Genomic DNA, 19,412 nt, shown 5'->3' on the forward strand with positions numbered 1-19,412 from the left:
ATGGGTATGCTCAGAAAATTAAGCAGGCAAATGGCCAAGCTGAAGTCCGGTTTGACGAAAGACCCGGGCTCGTCAGGTTCCGACCACCGGAAGGTCCATTTTGAGACGCTCGAAAGCCGGGTACTGCTCTCCGGAGATGCGATCATACCCCCGGCGGCAGTGATAGCGGCCCCGCAGACGGTGACGGTCCCCCCTGTCGTCGCTTCGGTCACCGGCGTTGCCAGCGATGCGGCGACTGCGGTCAGTACTGTCGATCCCGTCCAGGATACGACGCAAACAACGACAACCCCGGCTGTCGATCCTGCCCAGGAGACTGTCACCGCACCGGCAGCACCGGACGCGGCTGTTGCGGCGTCCGCCACCGATACGGAGGACGCCACTGACCCGCAGAGCCAGCCGGAAGAGGATCTCTCCGCGTCCAGTACCCCGGAAACCCCGGATTCATCCACGCTCGAAAGTGCTGTCGCCATCCCGGCGACGGACGCACCGGTCGTGTCGGGCGATGCGACAGCCGGCAGTCCGGCCCAGATCGGTAAGAGCTATGCTGCCCTGCTGACGCAGCAGCAAGGGGTGCAGATCATTTTCGTGGACACTTCCGTCACGGATTATGCCACGCTGGTCGATCAGATCGTCAACGCCGGCAAGGCAGCGACGGTGAATCTCCAGGCTGCCGACGATGCCGCCCTGCCTGATGCGGACAGCCAGGCGGAATCGACTGCCGCAACCGGGGAACCAGGTGCATCCCCAGCCGCTGCATCCGGAGCAGACCCGACGCCGGTTTCTGACGATGGCGGCGCAGTGCGGGCAAGCGCCGGCTCCCGGTACGAGGTGATCTACCTTAATCCGAACCGCGACGGCATCGACCAGATAACCGAGGTCCTTGCCCGATATCAGGACGTGAGCGCCGTGCATATCATCTCCCACGGCGCTGCCGGGTTCATGCAGGTCGGCAACAGCCTGCTCTCCCGGACCGAGCTGGAGAGCAAGACCCGGCAGCTCTCTTCCTGGAAGAACTCCATCAAGCAGGGCGGCGATATCCTCCTCTACGGCTGCAACATCGCCGATGGCGCGGCCGGTGTCGATTTCGTCAACAGGCTGGCGGATATCACGGGTCTGGATGTTGAGGCCTCGACGGATAGTACCGGCAGCGCCGACCTGGGGGGCGACTGGACCCTGGAGTATTCCACCGGTGTCATTGAGTCTTCCGCGCTCTTCTCGACAACCACGGCCGATTACGCATACCTCCTGCAGAATTTCGTCAGCAGCTCGGCAAACGAGTCGTTCGTCGGCACCTCCGGCAACGACCGCTACATCTTCACCGACGGTTGGGGTACCGACATCATCAGCGATGTCGCCGTGACCGGCAGCGATACCCTCGATTTCTCGGCAGTCACCAGCGACCTCTTCTTCACCTTTTACGCAGACGGCACCCTCACGGTCAGCGACGAAGACAATTCGGTCTCCGTGACCGGCACGGTCGAGACCCTGATCGGTGGCAGCGGCAACAACACCTTCCGTTTCGAGGACACCGCCACCTTCGGTGGCACGATCATCGGCGGCAGCGGCAGCAACAGCCTGGATCTGAGCGAGTATACCACCGGCGTTACGGTCGATCTCGCAAGCGGCACCGCCCTGAAAGCGGGCGGCGGCATCCTGATCGGCTCGTTCTCGCAGATCGGCAGTGTCGAATCCGGCTCGGGCGACGATATCCTGACCGGCACTGCCGGTGCGAACCGGCTCTCCTCCGGCTCGGGCGACGACCGGCTCTACGGGCTGGGCGGCGACGACACCCTGATCGGCGGCGAAGGGGATGATTTCCTCGAAGGGGGCGCCGGCAACGACCACCTGGATGGCGGCGCCGGTCAGGATGCGGTCTCCTACGCGACCTCGACAGAGGCCGTGGCAATCAGTCTCGCCGACGGCCAGGGGGAGGACGGCTTCGGCACCTCCGATACCTTTGCCGGGATCGAAGACATCACAGGCAGCGCCTTTGACGATATCCTGACCGGTGACGGCGGCGCCAACCGGATCGATGGCGGCGCCGGTGACGATACCCTGATTGGCGGCGCCGGCGACGACGTGCTGATCGGCGGTGCCGGCACCGATACCCTCACCTATGCCGATGCCGACGCCGGCGTGACGGTCGATCTGGCCGCCGGCACGGCGACCGACGGGGCCGGTAACCACGATACCGTCTCCGGAATCGAAAACCTTGTCGGCTCTGCCTTCGACGACCGCTTGAGCGGTGATGCCGGCGTCAACCTGATCAGCGGCGGTCAGGGGGACGACACCCTGGCCGGTAACGGCGGTTCGGACCGCTTCCTCTTCGAAGAGAACTGGGGGGACGACGCCATTGTCGGGGCCGGGGACAACACCACAGTCACCCTTGACTTCTCGGCTGTTACCACGGATCTCTATTTCACCCTCGAAGCCGACGGGACCGTTTCCGTCACCGATGGTGAAAACCCGCTCGCAGCGGTCGAGTATCTGCCGGATGACGCCCTCTCGGCCCCCAATGACATCAACACTCTGAGCAGCGTGCCGCAGGTCGGCAGGCTGATCGGCGGTAGCGGCGACGACCGCTTCATCGTCGCGGATGGCACTCCGTTCGACGGTACGCTGGACGGTGGTGCCGGCACAGATATCCTCGATTATTCACTCTATAGCGGCGATGTAACGGTCGATCTCGCCCAGGGGAGCGCCACGGCAACGGGCGGCATCTCCGACATCCAGGCGGTAATCGCCGGCAGCGGCGATATCGACTTCTCCGGCACGGTGGACGGCGGCACCCTTTCCTTTGCCGCGTCCAACCGGGCGGTCAGCTTCGATCTTTCCGGCTCCTCGACACAGACCGGCAGCAGCCGGATCGATTTTTCCGCCATCAACAACCTGACCGGTTCCGCCTTCGATGACCTGCTGATCGGTACTGACGGCGATAATATCCTGGCCGGTGGGGAAGGGGATGACCTGCTTTCCGGCGGCGCCGGCTCTGACACCTACGTCTTCTCCGATAACTGGGGGGATGACGCCATCTTCGGCGAAACCGGCGGCACGTCCGATACCCTCGATTTCTCCGCCGTCACCGCCAATCTCACCTTTACCATCCATAGCGACGGCACGGTGTCGGTCACCGACGGCGACAACATCCTCAGGAGGGTCGGCGGCATCGAGCGGATACTCGACGGCCAGGGGGACGACACCTTTGTCTTCGAGAACGGCGCCGTGTTCAACGGAACCATCGGCATCGACAATGCACTGCTGTCGGCGCTTGGCCTTGAGAGCGGCAGCGGCACCAATACCCTCGATTTTTCGGTCTACACCAGCGGCGTCTCCGTCGATCTCGGGATAACCATCCCGACCACCGATACCAATCTCTTTGCCCATGCCGAGACTGCCGACGGCCAGACCCTCATCGGCGGCTTCAGCAACATCCAGAACGTCATCGGCGGATCTGGCGACGACGAGATCTGGGGGAACAGCGCCGACAACCTGCTGATAGGCGGCGCCGGCAATGACAATCTCTACGGCCGCGACGGCGAGGATATCCTGGAAGGGGGGGCGGGCAACGACCTGCTCTCCGGCGGTTTTGACGTCGCCCAGATGGAACTTCTCGACCCGACCACGCTGGTTTCCCTGTTCGGCGACGCCATCCAGGAGGCGATCACCAACGGCACCCTCGACCAGGCGCTGGCGGGCGACCAGGACACCGCCACCTATGCCGGTGCCCAGAGCGGAGTCACGGTTGACCTGAGCGTCATCGGCTCGCAGCAGACCGGCGGTGCCGGTAGCGATACCCTGGTCGGCATCCGGAACCTGATCGGCTCCGGCTACGACGACGTCCTGACCGGCAACCTGCTCGGCAACACCCTTGCCGGCGGTGCGGGCAATGACCGGCTCTATGGCAGGGAAGGCTCAGATATCCTGATCGGCGGCGCCGGTGACGACCTGCTCGATGGCGGCGAATACCTGTCCGGGCTGCTACTGGAGCATGATGCTGCCTCCTATGCGGATGCAGCGTCCGGTGTCAGCGTCGATCTCAGCCTGAGCGGCGCCCAGGATACGCTGGCGGCAGGCAGCGACACCCTGGTCGGCATCGAGGAGCTGATAGGCTCCGCATACGACGACCAGCTGCGCGGCGACCAGCAGGACAACATCCTCTCCGGCGGCGACGGCGACGACCTGCTGGAAGGGGGCGCCGGTGCCGACCGGCTCACCGGCGGCGACGGCAGCGATACCGTCACCTATGCCCACGATCTCGGCGATGTCTCCCAGGGCGACTACTCGGTGGTTGCCGACCTGACGACCGGCTATGCCACCGACGGCTCGGATGCCACCGATATCCTGGCAGAGGTGGAGAACCTGGTCGGATCGACCCTCAGGGACCATCTCGTTGGCGATACCAGCGACAACATCCTCGATGGTGGCGGTGGTGCAGACCTCCTGGAAGGGAAGAACGGCTCCGATACCTACCGTTTCGTCAGCGGCTGGAACGGCGTGCAGATCGTCGAAGCGGCCGGCAGCAGCTCCAGCAATGCAGCCGAGGATGAAAATTCAGAGGTCCGGGATATCCTCGATTTTTCGGCTGTAGCGGGGAACCTCACCTTCACCCTCCATGCTGATGGCACCGTTTCGGTCGCGGCAGCGGGCGGGACCATGCTCGTCAGCCGGGTCGCCAACGTGGAGAAGCTCCTGGGCGGCAGCGGCGAGAACCGGTTCGTCTTCGAGAGCGGCGCGTCGTTCGCCGGCATCATCGACGGCGGTGCCGGGAGTCAGAATACCCTCGACTACTCGGCGTATGCCAGCGGCGTCGCGGTCAACCTGGCGACGACCGACGAGGACTCCACTGGCAAGGCGACCGGAACGGCCGGGGTCCTGCATATCACCACGGTGATCGGGACGGCGTACAACGACACCATTACCGGTGACGACACCGATAACATCCTGATCGGCGGCGCAGGAAACGACACCCTTGCCGGCGGCGATGGCAACGATCGGCTGGAAGGGGGCGAGGGGGCGGATTCTCTCGATGGCGGTGCCGGTGACGATATCCTCTTGGGCGGCGCGGGCAACGATGCCCTGCTGGGCGGTACCGGCAACGACATCCTGACCGGCGGCCTGGGCAACGACATCCTTTCCGGCGAGGAAGGGTCCGATACCGCGCTGTACGACGACGCCACCGTCGGGGTGACGGTTAATCTCGGCCTGACCACGGAACAGGATACCGTCGGGAGCGGCCTCGACACCCTCACCGGCGTCGAGAACCTCATCGGAAGCGACTACGCCGATACGCTGAAAGGGGACGATCAGGACAACGTCATCTCCGGCGGTGCGGGCAACGACATACTGTACGGCAACAAGGGGAACGACATCCTGGCCGGTGGTCTCGGCAACGATACCATCTCTGGGGGTGCGGGGAGCAACACGGTCTCCTACGCCGACATCGCTGCTGGCGTCACGGTCGATCTCACCCTGAAGGTTGCCCAGGATACGGTTGGCGCGGGCACGGACACCCTGTCGGAGATCGCCAACATCATCGGTACTGACTTCGATGACCACCTGACCGGCGACCAGTACGACAACGTGCTTGCCGGTGGTGCCGGCAACGACACGATATCCGGCGCCGGCGGCGACGATACCCTCCTGGGCGGTGCCGGGAATGACACCCTCTCCGGCGGCATCGGCAGCGACCTGCTCTACGGCGGTGCCGGGAACGACAGCCTCTCCGGCGACGAGGGGGACGACCTGCTCAGCGGCGGCCTCGGTGACGATCTGCTCAACGGCGGCAGCGGTTTCAACAGCGCTTCCTACCTGGATGCCGAGGCCGGGGTGACGGTGGATCTGCGCCTGACCTCACCACAGGATACCGTGGGAGCCGGTGTGGACTCGCTGACAGGGATCGCCAACCTGTTCGGCTCCGATTTCGACGATACCCTCATCGGCAACGATGCCGACAACATCCTCTCCGGTGGCGATGGTGCCGACACGCTGATCGGTGGCAGCGGCGACGACTCGCTCCTTGGCGGTGCCGGCGATGACCTGCTGCAGGGTGGGCAGGGGGCGGACACGCTCTCCGGCGGTGACGGCACGGACCGGATCTCCTATGCGGACGATGCGGCCGGGGTAGCGGTCGATCTCTCCACCTCCAGCGCCACGGACGGCTGGGGCGGCAGCGACACCCTGGCCGATGTCGAAGAGGTGATCGGTTCTGCCTACGACGACATCCTGACCGGTTCCGGCGACGATAACCTCCTCATGGGCGGGGCGGGCAATGACACAATCTCCGGCGGGGAAGGGGACGATACCCTGATCGGCGGGGCGGGCAACGACATCCTGGATGGCGGGCTCGGCACCGATACCGTCTCCTACGCCTTTGACACGGCCGGGGTCAACGTAACCCTGGGTGGATCTGCAACCGACGGCTACGGCACCAGCGATACGCTTACCGGCATCGAGAATCTGACCGGTTCGGCATTTGCCGACATCCTGACCGGCGACGACGCTGACAACTATCTCTTCGGCGGTGCCGGCAACGACCAGCTCACCGGCGGGGCTGGCAACGATACCCTCGAAGGGGGAGCCGGTGCCGACATCCTGATCGGCGGCCTCGGCAGCGACACCGTGTCGTACGCCTCCGATGCGGCGGGAGTGGTCGTGACCCTTGGCGGGAGCGCCATAGACGGTTCCGGTGCCCTCGACACCCTTTCCGGCATCGAGAACCTGACCGGTTCCGGATACGACGATATCCTGACCGGCGACAGCAGTGCCAACACCCTGATCGGTGGCGCCGGCGACGACCAGCTCTCCGGCGGTGCCGGCGACGACATCCTGGAAGGGGGGGCCGGCAACGACGTGCTCTCCGGTGGCGACGGCAGCGACTGGGCCTCCTACGCCAACGACACCGCCGGCGTCGAGGTCTTCCTGAACGCCACCGCGGTCGACGGCTTCGGCGACAGCGACACCCTGACCGACATCGAGAACCTCCAGGGGTCTGCCTACGACGATTTCCTCTTCGGCAACCGGCAGGACAACGTCATCTCCGGCGGCGCCGGCGATGACGTCCTGATGGGAGGGCGCGGCAACGATACCCTCGCCGGTGGCGACGGCAGTGACACCGTCACCTACGAATACGATCCGGGTGCCGTCTTTGTTGCTCTCGGCGTTTCGGCCACCGACGGCTACGGCGACAGCGACAGCCTGACGGAGATCGAGAACCTGGTCGGGTCCGCCGGCAATGACATCCTGATCGGCGACGCAAACGTCAACTGGATCGACGGCGATGCCGGCGACGACACGATCTACGGCGGCGACGGTGACGACCTGCTCGCCGGCGGGCTGGGCAACGATACGCTCTACGGCGAAGCCGGCAACGATCTCCTCGAAGGGGGCGCCGGGAACGACGTGATGATCGGCGGCGACGGCAACGACGGTGCCAGCTACGCCGATGTCGAGGTCGCCGAGGATGACGCGAACCCCACCCTCGGAGTCAGCGTCAACCTGTCGCTGACCACGGCGCAGGACACGGTGCGGGCAGGCAGCGACACCCTGACCGGCATCGAGAACCTGATCGGCTCCATCTATAACGATACCCTTTCAGGGGACAGCGGGGCTAACATCCTGGTGGGCGGGACAGGAGACGACACCCTGCTCGGCAATGACGGCGACGACTGCCTGTTCGGCGGCAGCGGCGCGGACATCCTCAACGGCGGCGTAGGCTCAGATACCGCTTCCTACAGCGGCGACGCCGACGGGGTCGATATCGAACTGGGGGTAAGCGCCACCGACGGTTACGGCGACAGCGACACACTGGTTGCCATCGAAAACATCGAAGGCTCCGAGTATGACGACATCCTGATCGGAGACGGTGCGGACAACCGGCTGGACGGCCGCGCCGGTGCCGATGTGATCGACGGCATGGCCGGCAACGACATCATCCAGGGGGGCGATGGCGACGACACGCTCCGGGGCGGCACCGGTACCGACACGGTATCCTATGCCGATGCCGAGGCCGGTGTTACCGTGGATCTCGGGACAACGGACCAGCAGGACACGCTCGGTGCCGGCAGTGACTGGCTGTCCGGCTTCGAGAACATCACCGGCTCCGACTACGCCGACACCCTGAGCGGCAATGACGCGGACAACACCATCGATGGCGGGGCGGGCGACGACGTCATCGCCGGCGGCGCCGGCAACGATCTCCTGATCGGCGGCAGCGGTCGCGACACCCTTTCCTATGCTGCGGCAAGTGCCGGCGTGACGGTGGTGCTGAACAAGGCGGATAGCAGCGGTCTGGCTCTGGCGCAGGATACGGGTGGCGCGGGCAGCGACACCGTCAGCGGCTTCGAAGACCTGGTCGGTTCCGCGTATAACGACACCCTCACCGGCGACAGCGGCGACAACCTGATCGTCGGCGGCCTGGGCGACGACATCCTGGACGGTGCCGGCGGGACCGATACCGTCTCCTATGCCGAGGTCGAGGTGACGGCCGATGACGCCAACCCCTACACCGGGGTCACGGTCAACCTGGCGCTGACCACTTCCCAGAACACGGTGCGGGCCGGCAGCGACACCCTGGCCAATTTCGAAACCCTGGTGGGGTCGGTCTATAACGACACCCTGTCCGGCAACGCCTCTGACAACACGATCTACGGCCTGGCCGGTGACGACATCCTTGCCGGTGGCCTCGGCAACGACACCCTGATCGGCGGTGCCGGCAGCGACACCGCCTCCTATGCCGATGCCACGGCTGCCGTTACGGTTACCCTCGGCATGGTGGACGCCAACGGCAACCCGGTCGCCCAGGACACCGGCAGCGCCGGCAGCGACACCCTTGACGGGATCGAAAACCTGAGCGGTTCGGCCTTCAACGACATCCTGACCGGCGACGACACTGCCAACCGCCTCGATGGCGGCGCCGGCAACGACCAGCTGTTCGGCGGTCTCGGCGACGACATACTGGAAGGCGGCCTCGGCGATGACCAGCTCTCCGGCGGCGGTGGCCGGGACACGGCAGCCTATGTCACCGCAACGGCCGGGGTGACGGTATCGCTGGGCCTATCCGGCGCCCAGAATACCGTCAACGCCGGCAGCGACACCCTGAGCGGCATCGAAAACCTGTACGGGTCCGAATTCAATGACACCCTCGCCGGTGACGCTGCCGACAACTCCCTCTACGGCGGTGCCGGCGACGATATCCTTGCCGGCGGCGAGGGGGCTGACCGTCTCTTCGGCGGCAGGGGCAACGACCAGCTTTCTGGCGACAGCGGCAACGACTGGCTGGAAGGGGGTGCGGGCAACGACACCCTCGCCGGCGGCAGCGGTATCGATACCGCCTCCTATCTCCTCGCCGCTACTGGGGTTGAGGCGACCACCAGCGGTACTGCCAGCGGCAAGGACGGCGACGGCGGCACCGACAGCGCCAGCGGCATCGAGAACCTCTACGGCTCTGCCTTTGCCGACATCCTCACCGGCGACAGCCTGGACAACATCCTGAACGGCGGCGCCGGCGACGACACCCTGCTCGGTCTCGGCGGCAACGATACGCTGATCGGCGGGCTCGGCAGCGATACCGCCTCCTATGCCAACGACACGGCAGGGGTCAACGCCTCGCTGGCGACCGGCACGGCGACCGACGGGTACGGCGGCAGCGACAGCCTGAGCGGGATCGAGAACCTTGCCGGTTCGGCCTACAACGACACCCTGACCGGCGATGCCGCCGACAATATCCTCTCAGGCGGCGCTGGCAGCGACACGATCCGCGGCGGTTCGGGCGACGACATCCTCGAAGGTGGCGCTGGCGACGACCTGCTGTACGGCGAGGCCGGCAGCGATACCGTGTCCTATGCCCATGCGGCGGCAGGTGTAACCGTCAACCTGGGGGCGACTGGTGCCCAGAACACCGGCGGCGCCGGCAGCGACACCCTGGACGGGATCGAGAACCTGGCAGGTTCTGCCTACAACGACACCCTGACCGGCGACGATGCCGACAACTACCTTTTTGGCGGGGCCGGTAACGACATCCTGCAGGGGATGGGCGGGGACGACCTGCTGGAGGGTGGCGCGGGTAACGATACCCTGATCGGCGGCAGCGGCAGCGACACCGCTTCCTATGCCCATGACACGGGCGGGGTGAACGCCTCGCTGGCAACCGGGACGGCGACCGACGGCTTCGGCAACAGCGACAGTCTGAGCGGGATCGAGAACCTGCTCGGTTCGGAATTCGCTGACAGCCTGACCGGCGATGCCGGCAACAATATCCTCTACGGCGGCGGCGGCAACGACACCATGAGCGGAGGCGGCGGCAACGACATCTATGCCGGCGGCTACGGCGACGACCAGTACGATTATTCCGGCGCCATCGGCTCGCTCAGCATCTACGATCCCGACGCTATCACCCTGAATTACGACCTGCTGGTCAAAGGGGATATCTGCATCATCTCCAACGGCACCCTCACGGTGAACGAAGGGGTTCTCATCTCATCGCGGAACATCAGCGGTGCCGATTACCTGAACGGCACATCCATCGGCGATTCCGGCAACATCACCCTGCAGGGTCAGAATGTCGTCATCAAGGCCGGAGCCAGCCTGCTGGCGCAGACGGAAGCCGGCAGCAGCTACCAGGCGGGCAGCGTCGTCCTCTTCGGAACGGACACCCCCGAGGGGGGGATCATCGGCGAACTCCTGGGGCCGATGCCCGAACTGTTCAAGACGTTCCTCAGCGCCCTCTATCTCCCCTTCGACTTCGAGTCCTCTTCCGTGACCGTTACGGATGCCGTCATCAAGGGGGGCGCCGTCAGCATCACGGCCGAGGCGGGCGATGCGAGCCTCTTCGAGGACAAGGGGCTGACCTTTGCCCCGGCAGCGGTGGACAGCGCGAGCAATTGCATAACCTTCACCAAGCCGCACGGCCTTTCGACCGGCGATGCCGTCATCTACGCCGTCGGCGAGGACGGGACCGCCATCGGCGGGCTTTCCGGCAATTCGGTCTACTATGTGATCGTCGTCGATGCGGAGACCATCCGGCTGGCCGCCAGCAGCGCCGATGCGCTGGCGACCGATCCGAAATGCATCGATCTGGATCCGTCGTCAGCCGCGGGCGAAGGGCATACGCTGACCAAGCAGAAAGACCTCCAGGGGCAGATCGTCGAGATTATCAGCGGCATCGACTCCCTGTTCTCGACCAATATCATCCCGACCTTCGATATCTCCCCGGTCGCCCTGTCCGTCGCCACGGCAACGGTGGATATCACCGGCAGCAACACCCTGATCGAGGCCGACAGCCTCACCCTGTCCGCAACGGCCCTGACCAACGCCACGGTGAAGATCCAGGGCCTGCCGATCGTCAATATCGCCGTCGCCGTCTCGGTTCCCACGGCGCGGGTGAACGTCGGTTCGGGCGTGGATATCGTCACCAGCGGCGACATGACGGTCAGCGCCACGGCCGAAAGCACCATCGATGCCACGGCAGAATCGGATGCGCGCTGGCTGCCCTTCAAGCTCGGTGACTGGTTCGTGTCGGGTCTGAAGATCGACTTCATCGAAAACCTGAAGGAGAAGCTCGATCTGCTGCCGAAGTTCACGGTCAGTGTCGGGGTCGGCGTGGCAGAGGCGAGTGCGGTCATAGCCTCCGGTTCGACCCTGGATATCGGCGGCTCACTCTCCGTCAGCGCCGACATCACCAAGAGCCAGTCCGTCGGTGCAGAGGCAGAGGGGCGGTTCGCCCTGGGCGTGGCGGTTTCGGTCTTTACCGGCACCGCTACCGCGGCCATCGACGGTACGGTGACTGCCGGCCAGGATGTCTCGGTTACGTCGTCGCTCTCCAGCGACGAGAACACCGCCGAGGCAGCCGTTTCCTTCGAGCCGGAAGAGCCGGAGGACGAGGAAACCGGCACCGGCAGCACCACCCCGACCAAGGCCTACAATCCGCGCGACTACTATTCGAACTACGATGCCTTCATGTCCGGTAACGGCGTCAACGTCAAGCTGATCAAGAGGAACCAGCCGCGCTACCATGTGCCGGGTGCGAAGAACGAGAACCTGGCCAGCGGTTTCAAGAACTATTCCTCGTTCATGTCCGGCAAGGACACCACCCTGGTGCAGAAGAGCAGCACCAGCACCTCCAAGGCTCCGTCGGACAAGCCGTCGAAATCCTCCAGCGTGCTCAACGACCTGGCGCTCTCCGGCGCTGCCGCGGTCTCCGTCACTACCAACACGACGGTGGCACGGATCGGCGACAACGCCTCGGTGACCTCCGCCCATGGCGACATCCTCGTCTCGGCGACAACCTCCGATGCCCCGAAGATCAACTCCGAAAGCGACATCTCCGGGGTGAACAAGGCAAAGGACAGCGCCACTGAAAAGCAGACGGCCCTGGGCGGCGCCATTGCCTTCGGCTTCATGCTCAACAAGGCCGATGCCTTCATCGGCCAGAATGCCGTTGTCGATGCACCCGGCTCGATCTCCATCACATCGAGCACCTCGATCCCCTGGGAGTCGGGCTACACCAGTATCTACAACGACCTGAGCGACGGGATAGCCAAGTTCTCCAGCAATGCCGGCTCTCTGTTCAATGCCCTGAAGACCTTCAACATGGGGACCTCGATCCAGTCCAGCCTCCAGGACTGGTCATCGGACTGGCTGGTCGGCCTGCACGGCAACTTCACCTCGACCTGGGCGCGAAGCTACGGCGAGTCGGACGGTTTCTCGGCCCAGGGTGCGGTCAACGTGCTGATCCTGCTCAACGAGAGCCATGCCTATATCGATACGGGCGCACAGGTCAACCAGAATACGCCCCGCTCCAGCGAACAGGACGTCCTGGTCAGTGCCAGCAGCGACATGACGACGGTCAATCTCTCCGGGATCATCCCGGGCGGCGCCATCGGCGATTTCGTCTCCCCCTTCGGGGTAAAATCCAACAGCGGCGGCGGCCTCAGCCTGCTGGTGGACGTCAACTACAACGACGTCTCGGCGGAGATCCGCGGCGATGCAAAGGTCACTGCCGAGACCCTGTCGGTGGTCGCGGACACCAAGGTCATCAACGTGGCGCTGGTCCCGGTCAGTTCCAAATCGAAAACCTCCACGATGAGCGCCGGCATCTCCATCGATACGGTCATCAACCAGACCACCGCCCATATCGACGGCGATGCAACGATCATCACCGGGGCAACTGCCCTGGAGGGGAGCGACGCCTCGCTCCTGGTGCAGGCACACGACAACACGGTGCTGGTCAATGCAGCTGGCAGCGCCGCCTTCGGCAAGGCCGCGGGGGTGGGGCTTGCTGCGGCGGTCAACGTGCTCTATCGCGACACCGAGGCCATGATCGGCAACCCCGACGAAACCGTTGCCGGAACCGGATCGGTCTCCTCGGACGGCGCCATTGCGGTCAAGGCTGACAACAACGGTTTCTCCGGGGCATTCTCCGCCGTGGTCTCCGCCTCCCAGCCGGTACCCGACTCGGTCTCCAAGAGCGCCGGCGATTTCAGCAAGAATCTGCAGGAAAAGCTGAAGACACCCATTACGATCGTCAGTACCATCGGCAAGGTCATCAAGACCCCCGTTGTCGCCGTGGAGAGCCTGAACCAGCTGCTGCACAAGGGTGGCTGGGCCGACTACCAGAAGGCGCTGCAGAAGGTCTGGAAGAAAGAGGATAACGAAGAGAAGAAGACCGAAGAAAAGCTCTCCAAATGGGGCGTCAATTTCTCCGGCAACGTCTCGGCCAACATCGCCATCGAGACGGCCAGGGCCCGGATCGCCAACGCAACGGTCCTCGATGCGACCGATATCGAGCTGAGCGCGGTGAACGGCACGGTCAACGTCGCTGCTGCCGGCTCCGTCGCCATATCCTCCAAGGCGGAAGAGGGGACCGCGGGCATCGGCATCTCCCTTGCCGCCGACATCGTTGTCGACACCACGGAAGCGAGCATCGTCGACTCGACCCTGGCAATGAGTGGCGACCTGACCCTGAACGCGACCAGTACGGGCATCCACGGCGCACTGGCCGCCACCGGCGCGGTCTCGACCAAGGACAAGGGGGGTGCGGTCGGCATCTCCAGCGCGACCTCGGTGGGTGTCGAGAGCACCCTGGCCTGCATCAGCGACAGCACGGTCACTGGCGTGGCGGACCTCACCCTGAGCGCCACCGACACCTCCATCTGCGGCACCGTGGCTGGCAGCGTATCGGTAACATCGGGCACCACCGGCGTCGGCCCGGCCATCGCAACCACCGTCCTCGTCAAGAGCACCAAGGGGTACCTGGAGGATTCCTCCATTACCAGCAGCGGCAACATCGCCGTCTCCGCCCGTAATACGTCGATTGTCGGTTCAGTGGCCCTGTCGGGCGCCAAATCCTCCGGTGGCATCGCCGCCTCCGTGTCCGTGGCCACCACGACCATCGTCAGCGATACCGTCAGCTACATCGGCGCGACAGATCATCTGGACACCTATGCGGTCAGTGCCGGCGGCGACATCAGCGTCACCGCGACCGATACCTCCATAGCCGCTTCCCTGGCCGGGACCTTCGGCATCGGCGTCAAGGGCGGGAAGTCGAGCAAGGGTGCCACCGGCGTCGGTGCCTCCATCGCCGTCAACACCGTTGTCAGCACGGTCGAAAGCGCTATCTGGGGAGACCGGACCGGTTCAGACAACCTGACCGTCTCCAGTGGCAGGAATCTTTCCGTCACCGCAGCGAACAACGCCTATCTCGGCACCGTCGCTGCCGGTGGGGCAGGTGCCGAGAAGTATGCCCTCGGCGGCTCGGTGGCCGTCAACACGCTGGTCTACGATACCGACGCCTCTATCCTGGGTGCCGTGGTCTCTGCCGACGCCACCACAAGCGTTGCGGCCGAGGACGGATCGGTGGTGCTCAACCTTGCCGGTACCGGCGAAGGGGCGGAGAAGGCTGCCATCGGTGCCGCCATTGCCGTCAATACCGTGGTCGGCTCGACCAGGGCCAGGGTGGAGAAGAGTGCGGTCAACAGCGCCGCCGATCGTGGCGGAGCCCTTTCCGTATCGGCCCATCGCTGGGGTGCGCTGGCGACCATCGCCATTGCCGGGCAGGGGGCCAAGGAGTGGGCTGTCGGCGGATCATTCGCCGTCGGTACGGTCGTTACCTCCACGGCTGCCGAGATCCTGGATTCCACCGTCTATGTGGACAACGACATAGCGCTCTCCGCCCTCGACGCCTCGGGCGCACTGAACGGTGCCGGCTCGTTCCAAGGGGCCGGCAAGGTCGCCGCCGGCGTGGCGGTGTCGGTCTACACCGCTGTGAACAGCGTCACCACGACGGTTGACGGCAGCAGCCTCTATGCGGGGCATGACATCACCCTCGACAGCACCAATGTCGCCGCGGTCCTCAACCTGGCCGTGGCGGGGCAGGGGGCGAAAGATTACGCCATCGGCGGTTCGGTGACGGTCAACACCCTGGTCGGCACCACAGCCGCGGTCATCACGGATTCCACCGTCTCGGCCGGCCATGATATCGGGCTCGACAGCCTCGACGTGTCGGTGGCCGTGGCCGGTGCCGGGGCGGTCCAGGGGGCCGGCAAGGGGGCCTTCGGTCTGGCCGTGGCGGTGAATTCCTCGATCAGGACCGTCTCTGCCGGGATGGCGAACAGCACCGTCCTGACCGCGCACGATATCGATCTCGCAGCCCGCAACACGGCGATCACCGCGGGTCTGGCCGCGGCCGGCCAGGGGGCCGGGAATTACGCGGCAGGCGGTGCGGTGGTGGTGAACACCATGGTCGGCACCACCGACAGCTACCTGACCGGATCGACCCTGACCGCGACCAACGATATCACCCTGTCGGCCCTGGATGTTTCGGTGACCGGCGCATTCGCCGGGGCGTTCCAGGGGGCGAAGAGCCTTGCCGCCGGGGCCGCGGTCGCCGTCAATACCATGGTCAAGGACCTCACCGCCCGGATCGAGGGGAGCACGCTCAACGCCGGGGGAGACATCGGCGTCGATGCGCGGAACATAGGCGTCATCGCCAGTATGGCAGCCGGCATCCAGGGCTCCGCGGGCTTCTCCCTCGGCGGCTCGGTGGCGGTCAACACCCTGACCAGCACGACCACGGCAGCGGTGAGGAACAGCGGCACCACTGCGTCGTCCCTCACTGCCGGCGGAGATATCGCCATTACGGCGCGTGATGTCTCGGCCATCGCGACCATGGCCGGCGTGCTGCAGATCGCACAGACGGCAGCGGTCGGTGCGGCAGTGACCGTCAATACCATCGCCAACCCGGTCACTGCTGCCGTCGAAGGGAGCAGCCTGGCGGCTCGCGGTTCGATCACGCTCGAAAGCGACACCGTCGGTGTCGTCGGCAGCCTGGCAGTAGGCGGCCAGTTTGCCCAGTCCGTCGCCGCCGGCGGTTCCGTTGCCGTCAACCAGATCGTCAGCACCACCGAGTCCCATGCGAACGACTCCACGCTCACCGCGCTGGGCAATATCAACCTGCATGCGGACAACACCGCGGTCATCGCCACCCTGGCCGGGTCGGTCCAGGGGGCGGGGACGGCCTCGATCGGCGCGGCCATAGCCGTGAACACCATCGTCGATGTCGTCCGTTCCTCCAGTGACGGCAGCCTGCTCGAAGCCGGCATGCGCAGTCTCGATCCGCAGACGATTGCCGGCGACAGCATCGTCTTCAGCTCTCCGCATTCATTCGTCACCGGCGACGAGGTGATCTATAGCCATGACGGCAGTGACGACATCGGCCTGGTCGACGGCACGGTCTACTACGTCATCCGGGTGGACGCAACGACCATCAAGCTGGCGTCGACCGCGCTCCTTGCCCAGAGCGGCTCCGCTCTGACCCTGACGCCTCTGGCCACTGCGGCGACGGCACAGCACCTGCTGCGACTGCGGGTCACGTCGGTGGAGTTCAGCAGCTTCTCGGTCGATGCTGCGACCGACCAAATCACCTTCGCATCCGCCCATGGCCTGGCCCAGGGCGAGGCGTTCGTCTACTACAACAGCGCCAACGGCATCGAAGGTCTGGAAAACGGCCGGACCTACTACACCATCCTGGTCGATGCGGATACCATCGGCCTGGCCGCTTCGGCCGAGGACGCGGCCAGCGGCAAAGCGATCGACATCGCCGTTGCCGACCATACGCCGGCGCTGGAGATCAAGAGCCGCGACGGACAGGCCCTGTCGACGACCGTGCTGCTCGATTTCGATCCCACCGCTACTGTCGACGACCAGAACGACAGTATCACCTTTACCACGGCGCATAACCTGCAGACCGACGACCTGGTGGTCTACCACGGCAACGGCACCAGCCAGCTCAGCGGCCTGCGCGACAATGCCACCTATTACGTCATCCGGGTCGACGACTACACCATCCAGCTTGCCGAGACCTCCAACCAGGCCTACGGCAGCACCGAGTCAGCGGTCCAGTTGACCCTGGCGACGGTGACCGAAACCATCGTCCTCGATTCCGCCCTCGGTACCATCGACCTTGCGGCGCACAACACCTCGGTGATTGGCGGCATCGCCGTTGCCGGCGCCTTTGCCGGCAGCGGTGCCGGGAGCGTCTCGGTGATGGTCAATACGATCAGCGATACCATCGAGGCGGTTGCTGCCGATTCGCATTACAACGCTGCCAAGGATATCCTGCTGACCACCGGCGATGCCTCGGTGGTGGCCGGGGCAGCCGGTTCGGTCAATGGTGCCCAATGGGTCGCCGTCGGCGGCGCCATATCGGTCGACACCATCGTCAGCCGTTCTTCGTCACGGGTAGAGACCGGCAGCGTCCTCTATGCCGGACGCGACGTCGCCCTCGATGCCTCGAACACCTCGGTGATCGGCAACCTCTCGGTATCCGGTGGCGGCGCCCAGGGGTTCGCCGCCAGCATCTCGCTGAGCGTCAATACCCTGGTGGCCATCTCCGAGGCGCTGATCAGCGGTTCTACCGTAACGGCGCTGCAGGATCTCGATCTGGGCGCCAGCAATACCTCGGTGATCGGCAACCTGGCCGGTTCGGTCAACGGCGCCCAGGGCGCGGCCATCTCGGCGGCGGTGGCGGTCAACACCGTTGCCGATACCGTTCGGGCCAAGGCCGCGAACAGCACCCTCTCTGCCGGGCGTGATCTGAAGCTTGCTGCCGACAACACGTCGGTGATCGGCACCGTGGCGGTAGGCGGCGCCGGGGCCGAGTTCTTCGCCGCCGGCGGCTCGGTGGTGGTCAACACCATCGCCAACATCACCGAGGCAGCGGTCAGCGGTACCACGACGACCCCGGCAGAGGTCGATGCCGGCAGGGATATCAGTCTCTCGGCATCCGACACCAGTGTCATCGGCGCCATCGCCGGTGCGCTCCAGTTCTCCATCACCGGTGCTACCGTCGGCGGTGCCGTGGCGGTCAATACCATTGCCAACACGGTCAGGACCAGCGTCGAGACCGCGACCCTGACCGCTGGCCGCGACATCGTCATGTCCAGCGACAGCGATGCCATCATCGGCACCCTCGCCGTCAGTGGCACCCTGGGGATCTTCGCCGCCGGCGGCACCGTGGCGGTCAACACCCTGGCCGACGAGACCGTCAGCCGCGTCATCGGCGGCTCGGTGCTCAGTGCCGGCAACGACATCGTTGTCGGCGCCAGCGACACCTCGGTGATCGGTGTTGTTGCCGGCTCCCTCCAGATCGGCGGGGTCTCGCTGGGGGCCGCGATTTCGGTCAATACCATCGCCAACCAGGTGGCCGCCTATGCCAGCGACAGCTCTCTCCAGGCAGACCGCGACATCAGGTTCAGGGCAACCAGCACCGCCGTCATCGGCAACATCGCCGCCAGCTGCTCCAGCGGCGCGGTCGCCATCGACGGCGCGGTGGGCGTCAATACCATCGCCAATACGACCAGGGCGTATCTGAGCGGCAGCCTGGTCAACGGCAGTCAGAGCGCCTCGGCTGTTGCGGGGCGGGACATCCTGATCTCGGCCAGCGATACCTCGGTGATCGGCGTGCTGGCGCTCTCCATCTCCAGCGGCGGGTTTGCCGTCGGCGGGGCGGTGACGGTCAATACCATCGACAATGCGGTCGCCGCCTCTGTGGACGGCAGCAACCTCGATGCTACCCGGAACATCGGGCTCGACGCCGACACGACGGTGGTCATCGGCAGCATTACGGTCGGCAGCCCGAGCGGAGCCATCGGCGCCGGCGCCTCGGTCTCGGTCAACACCACCTCCAACGAGACCAGCGCCTACATCACCAATGCGCCCGACGTGGCGGCCGGCGGCACCATTACCGTCGACGCCTCCGATCTGTCGGTGATCGGTTCCCTGACCGGCAACGTGGGGATCGCAAGCGTAGCGGCGCTGGGTGCCTCGGTCTCGGTCAACACCATCGGCAACAGCGTCCGGGCGTATGTCGACGACAGCTTCCTGGATGCCACCGGTTCGGTCTCCATCACCGCCAGCGA

General features: G+C 65.3%; 1 protein-coding gene (running past one end of the window). It reads left to right on the top strand.

What is annotated here, in order from left to right:
* Window positions 1-19,412, top strand: partial view of a DUF4347 domain-containing protein gene (locus GJT30_08245; GenBank protein MSM39595.1) — the 5' portion only. 12,232 nt of this gene lie beyond the right edge of the window; only the first 19,412 of its 31,644 coding nucleotides appear in the window; it begins with the start codon at window positions 1-3; its stop codon lies off the right edge, out of view.

It is taken from the genome of Geobacter sp., from assembly GCA_009684525.1.
Taxonomy (GTDB): domain Bacteria; phylum Desulfobacterota; class Desulfuromonadia; order Geobacterales; family DSM-12255; genus Geoanaerobacter.